Source organism: Streptomyces sp. NBC_00859 (genome assembly GCF_045161865.1).
GTDB lineage: Bacteria > Actinomycetota > Actinomycetes > Streptomycetales > Streptomycetaceae > Streptomyces.
In genome coordinates, this window is record NZ_CP108826.1 from 269299 (window position 1) to 281983 (window position 12685).

The 12685-nt window shown below is 70.0% G+C and carries 13 protein-coding genes; 4 read left to right on the plus strand and 9 right to left on the minus strand.

Going from position 1 to position 12685, the window contains the following annotated elements:
- Nucleotides 1-60: 60 nt before the first annotated feature.
- From OG584_RS01235 to OG584_RS01245, 3 genes are all read right to left on the minus strand, one after another.
- Nucleotides 61-249 carry an antitoxin gene (locus OG584_RS01235; protein ID WP_405774063.1) on the minus strand — a complete coding sequence of 63 codons (189 nt, stop codon included), beginning with the start codon at nt 247-249 and terminating at the stop codon, nt 61-63.
- A gap of 108 nt (nt 250-357) precedes the next feature.
- The gene (locus OG584_RS01240) at nt 358-999 is read right to left on the minus strand and encodes a DUF6629 family protein (protein ID WP_405774065.1); all 642 of its coding nucleotides are present in this window, start codon (nt 997-999) and stop codon (nt 358-360) included.
- 68 nt (nt 1000-1067) lie between these two features.
- Entirely contained in the window at nt 1068-1760 is a 693-nt protein-coding gene (locus tag OG584_RS01245) for a YoaK family protein (RefSeq protein ID WP_405774067.1), read from the minus strand.
- Between the two features lie 313 nt (nt 1761-2073).
- Between OG584_RS01245 and OG584_RS01250 the strand changes: the two genes are divergently transcribed.
- Nucleotides 2074-3051 carry a PRC and DUF2382 domain-containing protein gene (locus tag OG584_RS01250; RefSeq protein WP_405774069.1) on the plus strand — a complete coding sequence of 326 codons (978 nt, stop codon included), beginning with the start codon at nt 2074-2076 and terminating at the stop codon, nt 3049-3051.
- Nucleotides 3052-3331: 280 nt separating this feature from the next.
- Nucleotides 3332-3766, plus strand: a complete 435-nt coding sequence (locus tag OG584_RS01255) for an SRPBCC family protein (RefSeq protein ID WP_405774071.1) — start codon at nt 3332-3334, stop codon at nt 3764-3766.
- Nucleotides 3767-3923: 157 nt separating this feature from the next.
- Here OG584_RS01255 and OG584_RS01260 read toward each other — a convergent pair whose 3' ends face one another.
- From OG584_RS01260 to OG584_RS01280, 5 genes are all read right to left on the minus strand, one after another.
- Nucleotides 3924-4463, minus strand: a complete 540-nt coding sequence (locus OG584_RS01260) for an ATP-binding protein (protein ID WP_405774073.1) — start codon at nt 4461-4463, stop codon at nt 3924-3926.
- Nucleotides 4464-4745: 282 nt separating this feature from the next.
- A complete protein-coding gene (asnB, locus tag OG584_RS01265) occupies nt 4746-6587 on the minus strand; it encodes an asparagine synthase (glutamine-hydrolyzing) (protein WP_405774075.1) in 1842 nt (613 codons plus the stop codon).
- A 549-nt stretch (nt 6588-7136) separates the two neighbouring features.
- Nucleotides 7137-8480 (minus strand): hypothetical protein, encoded by a 1344-nt coding sequence (locus tag OG584_RS01270; RefSeq protein ID WP_405774077.1) that lies wholly within the window; start codon nt 8478-8480, stop codon nt 7137-7139.
- Nucleotides 8481-8575: 95 nt separating this feature from the next.
- Nucleotides 8576-9424, minus strand: coding sequence for a DUF6397 family protein (locus OG584_RS01275; protein ID WP_405774079.1), 849 nt, complete (start codon nt 9422-9424; stop codon nt 8576-8578).
- Nucleotides 9425-9544: 120 nt separating this feature from the next.
- On the minus strand, nt 9545-9958 hold the full coding sequence (locus tag OG584_RS01280; protein ID WP_405774081.1) for a roadblock/LC7 domain-containing protein: 414 nt from the start codon (nt 9956-9958) through the stop codon (nt 9545-9547).
- A gap of 139 nt (nt 9959-10097) precedes the next feature.
- Between OG584_RS01280 and OG584_RS01285 the strand changes: the two genes are divergently transcribed.
- Complete coding sequence (locus tag OG584_RS01285; RefSeq protein WP_405774083.1) at nt 10098-10526, plus strand: PPOX class F420-dependent oxidoreductase; 429 nt, start codon at nt 10098-10100, stop codon at nt 10524-10526.
- Between the two features lie 69 nt (nt 10527-10595).
- Here OG584_RS01285 and OG584_RS01290 read toward each other — a convergent pair whose 3' ends face one another.
- Complete coding sequence (locus OG584_RS01290; protein WP_405774085.1) at nt 10596-10892, minus strand: hypothetical protein; 297 nt, start codon at nt 10890-10892, stop codon at nt 10596-10598.
- A 203-nt stretch (nt 10893-11095) separates the two neighbouring features.
- Here OG584_RS01290 and OG584_RS01295 point away from each other — a divergent pair, with 203 nt between their 5' ends.
- The gene (locus OG584_RS01295; protein ID WP_405783808.1) at nt 11096-12682 is read left to right on the plus strand and encodes a molybdopterin-dependent oxidoreductase; all 1587 of its coding nucleotides are present in this window, start codon (nt 11096-11098) and stop codon (nt 12680-12682) included.
- Nucleotides 12683-12685: the final 3 nt, after the last annotated feature.

Below are 12685 nucleotides of genomic sequence, written 5' to 3' on the forward strand. Positions count from 1 at the left end.
GGACCTCACCGCCCGGGGCCGGAGCCGCAATGAGCAGCGAGCGAGATGTGCGCGGGGCGGTCAGGTCCGGGGCTGGTCGTTTCCGTCCCCACCGAAGCGGTTCTTGAGCTGGTCCTGGCCGGTGTCGACCTGACTCTTGTACTTGTCGCCGGTCTTCTTGTCGACGGCGTCTCCCGCCTTGTCGACCCCCTTCCCGACCTGGCTCTCGTGGCCCTTCATCATCTGCTTCAGCTTGTCCATCATGGACATGAGTCGTCCTCCTCGCAGCGGTTCCCCCTCCACTCCAGGGTGTGCGCAGTTCCCCAGGTCCGCATCCCGGCCGGGAGCCAAGGCCGCATCCGCCGTCCGGCAGCGGCTTCATGGGGTGCCGGAGCCTGCGGGTGCGCCTCTCCGGGGCCCTCGTCCGACCCAGCCGGTCATGAGGACCGCGCTGACGGCTGCGAAGGCACACCAGGTGGAGACGAACTCCAGCTTCCACAGCAGAAAACAGATCAGAGCACCCGCACCGGCGACCGCGCCGAAGAGTCTGAGCAGCGGGTCCGGGGTGAGCAGCAGCGATCCGACGGTGGCCAGGAAGTACCCGGTGATGACAAGCGCGGGAAGCGGCAGCGCGACCGCGTATCCAAGGGTGTGGCCGCGGACTTCGGCGGTCACAGGGCGGCCGGCGATACAGAGCGCGAGGACGGAAGCCGTGACGAGTCCTGCCACGACGGGAATCAGCAGCCTGCGCCGCGCGGCCGGCGGCGCGGCGAGCAGTACTCCGCAGGGGACCCAGAGGGCCAGCAGGGGCAGCGCGACCACAGCCCATGCCGTGGTGGCCGGGCCGGCGCCTCCTCCGGAGTTCCAGACAGCCGCCTCGATCACCTGATGGGCTCCGAGGAGCAGCGGTAACGCGGCCAGTGGCAGATCCCGTGCCCGGCGTACCCGTGCGAGGCAGGCGACGCCGATGAGCGCGATACCGGAGCCCGCCACCACGTCGGCCGTCGCGCTCCAGCACATGGCGCCTCCTGGTCATGGGCGTTCGTCATGGTCGAATCGGGATCGGGTGCCGGCGCCCGGTCCGCCCGTCAGGGCTCCGGTTCACGGGACGCCGCCGACAGGGCGAGCGCCAGGGCTCCGGCGGCGAGCAGCGGCGGCGGCAGCGCCGCCCAGGCCGGCACCCAGGTACGGAGCGCGGCTGCGCCCACCGCACCGGCCAGCAGCGCCGCGAGCCGGACTGCGGCGGGGCGGCCGCCCGCCGGATCTGTGAGCAGGGAGCTGAGGGTCCCGGTGAAGTACGTCGTCGGGGCACCGCTCGGGCCCGCAGCGAACATCGCGGCTGTCTGGAGCCCCATCGCCACCGACAGCACGGCGATCAGCACGGCGCGGCCATCACCGTCCGGATGGCCTTCTGCGGCCGCCCAGGTCACACCCACTGCGGCCAGGAGGGTGACCTCGACCGCGAGACAGACGAAGACCCCATCGCTCCATGCCGCTCCCGTGGCGCCGCTTTTCGTACGGGGACCGCCGCCCGTCCGGCAGAAGCGGCCGGCGACGACCACAGAGAGTGCGAATCCCGCCAGGGCGACCAGCGGAAAGGCCGCATCGCCCGGCGATCCGCTGCCCAGTCCGATCGCCAGCAGGATCAGGTTGCCGGTCATCACACCGGCGAAGACGTGACCGAGAGCGATGAACGCGAGGGCGTCGACAGCACCCGCAGCGGCCGCCAGCAGGGGCAGCACCGCGACATCGGACATCCTGGCGGCGCACGTCTTCAGCAAGATCGACCTCCGGCCTCATGCTCGCCGCATTCCCCGGCCGGCACAACGCCACACAGCGGAGTCGCGGGCGGGACACGGCCACCGGGCGTCCACCCCCCAGCCCCCGAATTCACTCGAATGGCGTAACTGGTCGCCGTCGTCTCGAACGGGGCGTCAGGGCGCGCCGACCGCCCTCCCCGGGCTTTCCGGCAGTCGGCCAGGTCCATTCGTGTTGCCGGGAGGCGGGAATGAGGACCCGATGGAAGAACGCGTGCAATCCGCGGGCGGGGCCGTCCGAGCCTCTGCCGGACCACGTACAAGGGAGTGATCACAGATGGCAGCCGACTTCCGCAGCCCCGATGAACTGACCGGCCTGATGGTCTACGACATCACCGGGGACAAGATCGGCGGCGTCGAGCAGGTCTACCTCGACGACCAGAGTGGCCGCCCCGAGTGGGCGACCGTGAAGACCGGCCTGTTCGGCACCAAGGAAACCTTCATCCCGCTCGAAGGTGCCCGGCGTGAGGAGAACGCCCTGCACATCCCCCACGCCAAGGAACTCGTCAAGGACGCCCCGCGCCTCGACGCCGACCAGCACCTCGATCTCGCCCAGGAGCAGGAGCTGTACCAGCACTACGGCCTCACCCATCCGGGACAGTCCGCCGGTGCTCCTGCAGCGGCCGGCGCCGCGGGAGCCGCGAGCCGGAAGGCAGCCGGTCCGCTGCACGGCGAGGCGGCCGACACCGCGGGCACCCGGGGCAAGACGAAGGCAGCCGGCGGCACGACACCCGGCATGGGTGGCCGTGACGTACACGGTGGCATGCACGGCGGGCTCGACGCCCCCAGCACCGGCACGACCGCCGGCGCGCAGGGTGTTCCCGCCGGTATGGGCTCCCGTGCGGGCATGAACGAGAACGAGGAGCTCATACGCTCCGAGGAGCAGCTGCGAGTCGGCACCGAGGAGCATGAGTCGGGCCGCGCGCGGCTGCGCAAGGTGGTGGTCACCGAGAACGTGACGACCACCGTTCCCGTCAGTCACGAAGAGGTCCACGTGGTGCGGGAGCCGATCAAGGAGGGCGACCGCAGCACCGCGGGCCGCGAACGCATCGGCGAGGCGGAGTCCGAGGTGATCCTGCACGCCGAACAGCCCGTGGTCAGCAAGGAATCGGTGGCCGTCGAGCGAGTGCGGATGGAGACCGAGAAGGTCACCGAGCAGAAGGAAGTGTCCGCCGAGGTACGCAAGGAGCAGATCCAGTACGACGACGGTCAGAGCGATCAGGAGCGCGGTGACACGAAGGGCACCGGCCACTGACTGAGGCCACGGACCCGGCGCGGGTCCGGCTGCGGCTCGCGGTCGGCTCCAGGTCGATGAGGGTGGTGTGTCTCCCGCTGGGGACACACCACCCTCTGCTGTGTGGGGAGTGCCGGGCCGCCCGGATGAGCACCTACTCTGGGGGCTCCGGGGCAGGTCCCGTCGGGACGACGACCGGTCCACCGGGGCTACGAGCAGCCGGACAGGACCCACGATCAGGGAGCCGCTGCACACATGGTCTGCGCCAAGCCCGTCCGCGGGCATCGGGACACCCGCCGCCATGGCTGAGTTCCGCATCGAACGACGCAGCGCGCTGTCACCGGACGACGCATGGCGGCGCCTCACCCAGTGGGAACGGCACGCCGCCCACGTGCCACTGACGAGGATCACCGTCGTCACCCGGGGGCCGAACGGCCTGGGGACCAGATTCGTGGCGCGCACGGGCATCGGGCCCGCGGGGTTCGACGACCCGATGGAAGTCGTTCGCTGGGAGCCGCCGGAACCCGGACATCCCGGCTTCTGCGAACTGGAGAAACAGGGCACGGTGGTGCTGGGCCGGGCCGGGATCGAAGTGCGCCCCGAAGGCCGCGGCTGTCGCGTCGTGTGGCACGAGGAGATGCGGATCGCGCGGCTGCCGGCGGCCTTCGACGGGTTGACGGCTCAGTCGGGGCGGCTGCTCTTCGGGCGTGCGGTGGCGGGGCTGCTGCGTGGTTGACGCGCAGCCCGCCGGTGCGACCGCGGGCGGCCGCGGCACTCGCGGGAACGGAACCACCGGAACCACACGTGCCCTGCGCGGCTGAAACTGCCTGCGCAGGGCACGGTGGAACCGGTGCTGTCCTGCGGCACCGCAGAGCCGCAGGACTGTGACAGGGTCAGGAGCCGGCGTCCACGAGTTCCGGGAACCGGGCGTCCTCTGCCCGCCGTTGCGGCAGCCCGGAGCTCTCCGTGATGGCGAGCCGGCGTGCCGCCGTCGATACGGCGGGCAGAGTGGCACGGGGCGCGAGCGGGCTGCCGGTGACGGCCTGGGCGCGAATCGTGAACCAGACGACCTTGCCGTCATCGGTGGCGTGCGTGCCCCAGCTGTCGCTGAGGGTCGCCACCATCGGCAGACCCCGGCCGTGGGTGACCAGCGGGCTGGCACAGCGCAGCTGGGGCAGCCGCGGGCTGGCGTCCAGCACGGCCGCGGTCAGGTTGCGGCCGGTCCAGCGCAGTTCCAGGGTGCAGCGTTTGTCCGCACCTGCGTGCAGATGAACATTGGTGAGCAGCTCACACACGCCCAGACTGACCGGCTGGATCAGCTCTTCGAGCTGCCAGTGGCGAAGATGCGCTGCGACGATACGCCGGACCTGCGGGACCCTGTCGGGCGTTGCATCCAGATCCAGTACGTACTCGCGGGGTGTTTCAGTGATCACGACTGCGTCTCCTCATCAGGGTGGGCGGCGGTGTGCCGACCTCACCGCGTCTGACATGACAGCCCCGAGGACACCGAAAGTAATCAGATGGACACACTCTGACTTCCACCAGAATCTCCCCATCCGGGTGAATTCGCAACGCGCGGCAGCACCACCGGCTTGACCTGGCCCTTTACCCCCTCCCGTTCCTCGCGCCGGAACGGGCGGACGGGCAGCAGCCGTGAAGCGGGTTACGGATTACGGGCGGGCGGCCGCAGTAGTGCGACCGCCCGCCCGGCTGCCTCAGGACAGCTTCAGCTCCGGCTTGTAGAGGTCGAGCCAGAGCGCGAGATCGAGGGTGCGCTCCAGGCCGCGCCGGGACGCCTGGGTGATCTGCGGGACGTCACGCTCGGCGGCGCGGCGTACCCGGTCCGCGTCGACCAGTTCGAAGACCGGGTGGGAGGGGTTGAGCAACAGGTCCTTGGCGTGGTCCTGGAGGGCGACGGCGTACTTGGGGTCCTGCGTGGAGGGGTACGGGCTCTTCACCCGGTCGTAGACGGACTTCGGCAGCACGTCCGCCGTCGCCTCACGCAGCAGGCTCTTTTCCCTGCCGTCGAAGGACTTCAGCGACCAGGGCGTGTTGTACACGTACTCGACCAGCCGGTGATCGCAGAAGGGTACCCGGACCTCCAGGCCGACGGCCATGCTCGCCCGGTCCTTCCGGTCGAGCAGCACTCGGACGAAGCGGGTGAGGTGCAGGTGGCAGATCTTGCGCATCCGGTACTCGAAGTCGCTCTCGCCGGTGAGCCGTTCGATGCCGGAGACGGCTTCCGTATAGCTGTCCCGTATGTACCCGGGCAGATCCAGAGTGCTGCTCAGGTCCGAGCGCAGTACGTCGGAGTCGTCCCCGAAGTGCTGGGAGAAGCGCACCAGCCACGGGAACATGTCGGCGTTCCTGGCCTCCTCGTCGAAGAACTGGAGGTATCCGCCGAAGACTTCGTCGGCGGACTCGCCCGACAGCGCCACGGTCGACTGTTCCCGGATGGCCTTGAACAGCAGGAACAGGGAGGCATCCATGTCGCCGAAGCCCATGGGCATATCCCGGGCGGTGATCATCCGGGCCCGCACATCCGGGTCGGCCAGCGCCTGCGAGTCGAGCACGATGTCCCGGTGGTCCGTGCCGGAGGCCTGCGCGACGTCGTGCACGAACGGGGTGTCGGGCGTGCCGCGCAGTTCGTCGGCGACGAAGTTCTCGGCCTGTCCGACGAAGTCGACGGCGAAGCTGCGGACGGTCTCGCCGGTCTCCGCGAGCTGGCGAGCCGCGATGGCGGTCATCGCGGAGGAGTCGAGCCCGCCGGAGAGCAGTGTGCAGCGGGGCACATCGGATACGAGCTGCCTGCGGACGATGTCGTCGAGGAGCGTGCGCACATGGGCGATCGAGGTCTCCTGGTCGTCGGTGTGCGGCCGGGTCTCCAGAGACCAGTAGACGTGCCGGCGCAGCCCGCCGTGGTCGACGGTCACGACCGTGCCGGGCTCGACCTCGTGCATACCGTCCCAGAAGGCGTGACCGGGGGTCTTGACGAAGGCGAAGAGCTCGCGCATACCGTCGAGCCCGACCTTCGCGCGAGCCAGCGGGTTCGCGAGGATCGCCTTGGGCTCGGAGCCGAAGAGCACGCCGTCCGGGGTGGGGTAGTAGTAGAACGGCTTGATACCCATACGGTCGCGGATCATCACGAGCTTCTGGTGCCGGCTGTCCCAGATGGCGAAGGCGTACATGCCGTTGAGCCGCTCGGCCACCCCTTCGCCCCACTCCAGATAGCCGTGGAGCACGACCTCCGTGTCGGATTCGGTGGTGAACCGGTGCCCGCGACCGGTCAGTTCACGACGGAGCTCGGTGAAGTTGTAGGCCTCGCCCGAGTAGACGATGCCCACGTCGCCCCGGTCGGTCGCAACGGTCATCGGCTGGCGTCCGCCGGGAAGGTCGATGATGGCCAGCCGGCGGTGTCCGAGACCCGCAGGACCGCTGATCCAGGTGCCACGGTCGTCGGGGCCCCGGCACGCCATCGTTTCGGTCATCGCGTCCAATGTTTCGGACTCGTTCCGCAGATTACGGTCGAAAGAGACCCAGCCAGTGATCCCACACATGCGTTTCCTCCTGCTTCCGACCACGGCCGGAGCCTCGCACCCCCGCATTGACCAGCGGATATACGGGAGACGGAAGGCCCGGCCGGATCAGTTGTAATCAGCACCTATATCCGGAGCCTGAGTCACACGACTGCATGCAGTCAACGCACGGACAACAGGCGCGGCGCCACCGACCCAGCCATTTCAGCCGTTCGGGATTCAGGGCTGCGGCTCGTCCGGAAGCGGAGGCCGTGCCGGAACCGCCCTGCGGCGTCACTTCCGACCGGAAGAACGGACAGTTCAAGCCATGGGCAAAGACTTCTTCAATCCCGCTCGGCGCCGCCCGATGCCCTCGGCCCGCCGCGCCGTCAGGCACCGACCGTCCCGGCCGCTTCGGGCGTGCGCCCAAGGGGTCCTTGCACTGTGAGCGTCCGACCCGGACAAGCACAGTGCAAGGGCCCCTTAGGGAGCGGGAACTCGGCTTCGCGGAGGAATGCGCCGCCCGGCCGGGGGTTACCCGCCGCGGGACCCGCCGGCGGCGGCCCGGCCGACGGGGAGCGGTCGGCAGTCCTACGGCTGACGGGCGGCGCCTGGGGTCGGTATACGGATTCCCAGCTGTTCCAGACGCTGTTGCAGCAAGGGGAGTGCCCCGCGCTGACGTCCGGGAACCCGGCGGCGCATTTCCATCAGGTCCGGCGCAAGGGTACGCATCCGTACGGCGTCGGGTATCTGCTCCCACTCGTGGTGCGCCCGGTCCACGGCCGCCTCGACCTCAGTGTCGTTCTCAGTCTGGCCACTCTGCAGTCGGGCACCCGCGGCCATCAGCCACAACTCGCAGCTGCGGCCCGCGTCCCCGGCGAGGTGCGCGAGGTCGGCCCGCACTTCGAGCCAGTGCAGTGCCTGAACCGAACCCGGGCCGTACGCACGGAGGGCTTCACTCTCCCAGGCGGCAGCAGCAGCGGCGGCCTCCGTGTGACGTCCGGCGCGAGCAGCCGAGAGTATCGCGGGGTGCGGGTCCGGGACAGGGTCCGGCACGGAGGCCTGAGCCGCGACCACCGAGGGGTCCGGAACCGGAGAGGAAACCGGCGCGGAGGACGGAAGCGGGGCAGGAGGGGTGGCGCCGGGGGCAGAGGCCGCCGAGCCGGGAACGGCGGCCGTTGCTGCCACGTCCAGAACGGCGCTCCGGGCAGCATTCCGACTGGACTGGTGCGGGACAGGGGCTTGTTCGTGCTGGGGATTGAAGGCGGGCGCCGACGCCGCCGGAACGCCTTCGGCCGCGCCCAGCAGCAGGGCGCCATCGGATCCGCTCCGCTCCGCGGCCAGTTGGTGCAACTGCACCATCGGGGGCCTCGCCCCGGTACGCCAGATCTCGGCCATGGACCTCAGATAACTGGGTCCGCCCGTCGCACGGCGCCCGGGGGGCGGTGCGACCCGCCCGTACAGCCGCACGCCGGGCCCGAGCCCGAAGTGCCCGTGCGCGAGCTGTGTCCAGGCATCCGAGTCGGCCACCAGATCGACGACCGCGGTCGTGGCGCCCGGAGGCCGTACCGCCAGTTCGGCAGCGAGCCAGTGCCACGGCAGGCCGTTGTAGCGGACCGTGGCCGGCGTGGTGCGGGCCAGGGCGAAATGCATCTGCCGCTGTTTGCGGTCGAGCAGCAACTGGCCCGCGATGTACAGATGAAGCGGCCCGTGAGACGCCGCGACCGCGCGCAGCCGCGTCAGGACGGTCTGAGGCTCCATGGGGTCCGCGAGTTCGACGACGTTCGCCACCACAGTGCCGGTCAGGGCGCTCGGGGGCACCGCTGCGAGCGTTGCCAGAACCGAGGTCGCGTCTGTCAGACGGCCCTTGCCCTCCGGGGCTGCCGCGAGCAGTAGCGCGGTTCCCGGTGTCATGTCGTCCGCATTGATCACCACACCAGAACCGTATCCGGTGGGAGGTGTGATCAGTACCGCAGCCGGTGGCTTCGGTTCGCAGACCGCCACCCGCGGCCCCCTCCGGCGCGCGGGCTTCAGCGCGACCGGCCCCACGCGGCGGACCGCGCGCTGTCACCGGTGCCCGGCCGTGGGGCGTCCGGAGTCGCTCGGGCCTCATCCAGGGCCAGGATCAGACTGGTCCTGCACCACAGGATCTCGTCTGGGTCGTCCGGCGACAACAGGCGCTGCACCACTTCCCGCGCCGCCGGGGAATTCGTTCGCACGGAGACCGGCTCAGGCGGCCGGAGCCTGTTCAGATACGCGCGCTCGTACGGATCGTTCACCAACTCCGCGAGCTGCACCGGGTCGAGGGCGTCAGCCAGCACCGCCGCACGGGCCCAGGCGCCCTCCGCTCCGCGCAGCAACAGCCCTTGACGGCGCCCCCGCCAGTTCCGCGCCCGCCAGTCCTCCCCCGCTTCCAGCCTGCCCCGCAGCACTTCCGGAGCCCGCCCCGTGAGCAGACCGGGCTGGCCCGCCGCGAACTCCTTTACCTCCGCAGCGAGATACATCCAGACGACGGTGCGGTAGCGGTTCAGATGGAACGAGACAGGTGAGAAACAGCCCGCGCGCGCCAGCCCGGCGAACCGGGCCGGGCTCACGCCGATGAGCTCCGCGGCTGCCGCCGTCCCCACCGTCCGAACCCGCTCACTCAAGATGTCCGGAAACCCGTCCATCGCAGTGAGCCGGCCGATCTCGTCCCGGGCGATCCGGCACCCCGCACCACCTGCGCCCGTCATGGCCTTGATATGCCCGAGCTGGACGGCCAGCTCGAACTCGCCGCTCCTCAAGCCCAGTTCCCGCGCCGCGCGGCCGGGAGGCAGCGCCTTACCCGCACCGCCGGCCGTGGCGGTCCTGTCACCCCGGTTCGCTTCGATTACAGCCATGAGGCCCTCCCCCGTGAGGAATGAATACTCTCTGTAACCAGAGTAGCCGGGGCGGGCCACCCTCCGGCCGGCCTGTGGAAAACTCCGTAAGCCGGGTGGACGACGCAGGTCAGCGACTTGTCACCACGTGGTGGAGGCAGCGTCGTCGGGCTGCCTCGCGGCCACTGCGAGATGCTCTCCGACCCGGTTGACCAGCAGAGTCATCTCGTACGCGATCTGTCCGATATCGGCGTCGGCCGTACTCAGGATGGAGAGGCAGCTGCCCTCCCCCGCCGCGGTGACGAAGAGAACCCCTTCGTCGAACTCGATCATCGTCTGCCGGACCCCGCCCGCCCGGAAGTGACGCCCCGACCCTTTCGCGAGGCTGTGCAGCCCTGAGGCGACGGCGGCCAGATGCTCCGCGTCCTCCTGCCCCAGCTCCTTGCTCGCCCCCGTCACCAGCCCGTCGTTGGACAGCACCAGCGCATGCCGCACGTGTTCGACCCGGTTCGTCAGGTCGTCCAACAGCCAGTCGAGTCCCTTGCTCAGCGCCATGTCCCGGCCCTCCCCGTTGATTCGTTCCCCGGTCCCGTGAACTCCGGCCAGCCTTCACCACTGCCGCGCTCCGGGCAAGGAGACGCGTTCGGGGCGTGTTCGGTTCGCGACGCGCCTCTCCACGACCGATGATGTCGTCATGGCACAGCAGATGAGCGAGGACCAGTGGCGGGCTTTCGTCTCGCACTCCACACGAACCGGCAAGCTGTCGACCGTACGGGCCGACGGGAGCCCGCACGTCGCCCCGGTCTGGTTCGTCCTGGACGGACAGGACCTGGTGTTCAACACGGGCAGCAGCACCGTCAAGGGACGCAACCTTGCCCGTGACGGACGGGTGGCCCTGTGTGTGGACGACGACCGTCCGCCGTTCTCGTTCGTCGTACTCCAGGGACGCGCGACGCTGAGCGAGGATCTGGCCGAAGTCCGGCACTGGGCGGGCCGGATCGCGGCCCGGTACATGGGCGAGGAACGCGCGGAGGAGTTCGCCGGACGCAACGGCGTGGCGGGTGAACTGCTCGTCCGGGTGCGTATCCAGAAAGTACTGGCGCAGGCCGACCTGGCGGACTAGCGGCACCGGACAGCGCCGAGCGGAGCAGTCGCACAGCGCTGTCGGGACGAGCGGCTTCGTCGCGGACGGTCAGTACGCGCCGGGTCGGCCGAGCAGCGCCCGCCAGCGTGCGAGGCCGGTGGAGAACCGTCCCGGTGATTCCTGCCGAACGCCTCCGATCCCGTCGAGAACCCGAACCTTCAGCCCGGCGGGAACACCGGTCCGCAGCGCGCTTCCGAGACGCGCCGCGGTCTCGGCGAACTCGTCCGCCTCCCGCGAGCACGGGTGGCACTGGGCGCAGTGCGCCAAGAACCGCACCCTCTCGTCATCGCCGAGCGCGTGCAGCGCATAAGCACCGATCGCCGTATGCGCATCATCGACTGCCACCGCACCTCCCAGACTCCGTGCCGACCGGAAGGCCGGCATCCCTGTCGCTCCTTATTCGGTGGTGAAGGAGCAGGGGATTGGTCACGTACGCCTCAGGTCAGCCGAGTGGCGCAGCGATCACCGCTTTCGCCGCTCGACCAATCCGGGGGACGGTCGGTTCCGAAGACCAGACCGTGACGAAAACTCCCCGCAAATGGATCCGCATGCCGCTGGCGGCGCTGTGCGGGCTGCTCTCAGGTTATGCGGCCCTCGCGGTCGCCGAGTTGGTCTCGGCCGCCGTCCGCCCCGAATCGGGGCCGGTCGTGGCCGTCGGCTCTGCTGCCATCGACCGCACGCCCCCAGCGCTGAAGGACTGGGCGATCCGGCACTTCGGCACCAACGATAAACTGGTACTCCAGCTCGGCATTCTCGCCGTCCTTACACTGCTGGCCGCCGCCCTGGGGATATTGGCGCTGCGCCACCGCCGGGTCGGTGCCGCCGGTGTCCTGGTCTTCGGCGTGATCGGCAGTGCGGCGGCCACCAGCCGCCCCGACTCCACCGGTTTCGCCGACGCGCTGCCCTCGGTCGTCGGTGCGGTCGTCGCGGCGTGTCTGCTGTACTGGCTGGTCGGGCGCCTGGCTCCGGTGTCCGGGACTGCCGGTCCGGATACGGCCGGGCCCGCGCACGAGCAGCCGGATCCGGACGGGGAACGGGGCTGGGACCGCCGTGGTTTCGTCATCGCCGCGACCGCCGCAGCCGCTGTCTCGACGGGCGCCGGAGCCCTGGGAAGGTCCCTCAACGACGCCAGCGGGGGCAACGCTGTGGCCTCCCGGAACGCGGTCACGCTGCCGAGGCCCGGCTCCCCGGCCGCTCCCGTCCCCAGGGGCGCTCAGCTGCGGGTCCCCGGGGTCAGCCCCTTCGTCACACCCAACGCGGACTTCTACCGGGTGGACACCGCTCTGGTCGTACCCAAGGTCAATGCCAACAGCTGGAAGCTGCGCATCCATGGCAAGGGCGTCACCCGCCCCCTCACCATCGGCTACACGGACCTGCTGAACCGTGACCTCATCGAGCGCACCATCACGCTGACCTGCGTGTCGAACGAGGTCGGCGGGCCGTACGTCGGCACCGCACGCTGGATCGGGGTACGGCTGGCCGATCTGCTCAAGGAGGCGGGGGTGAAGCCGCCGTCCAAGGGCGGCGGCGCCGACCAGCTGGTGGCCCGCTCCGTGGACGGGATGACGATCGGAAGCCCTGTCGAGGACGTGATGGACGGCCGGGACGCGATGCTCGTGGTCGGGATGAACGGCCGGCCGCTGCCGTTCGAGCACGGATTCCCGGTACGGATGCTCGTCCCGGGCCTGTACGGGTACGTCTCCGCGTGCAAGTGGATCGAGGACATCGAACTCACGACGTTCGACGACTACGACCCGTACTGGGTGAAGCGCGACTGGTCCAGACTCGGGCCCATCAAGACCGAGTCCCGGATCGACACACCCAAGCCGTTCGCCCGCCCGAAGACCGGCCACACGGTGATGATCGCCGGGGTCGCGTGGGCGCAGACCCGCGGCATCGACCGCGTCGAGGTGCGCGTCGACGACGGCCCCTGGAACCATGCCCACCTCGCCGCGCAGGACACCACGGACACCTGGCGCCAGTGGTCCTTCCCCTGGAAGCCCACGTCGTCGGGGAGTCACACCCTGACCGTCCGGGCGACCGACCGCACCGGCAGGACGCAGACATCCAAACGCACCGACACGATCCCGAACGGTGCGAGCGGGTGGCACTCGGTCGTGGTCACGGCGGAGTGAACA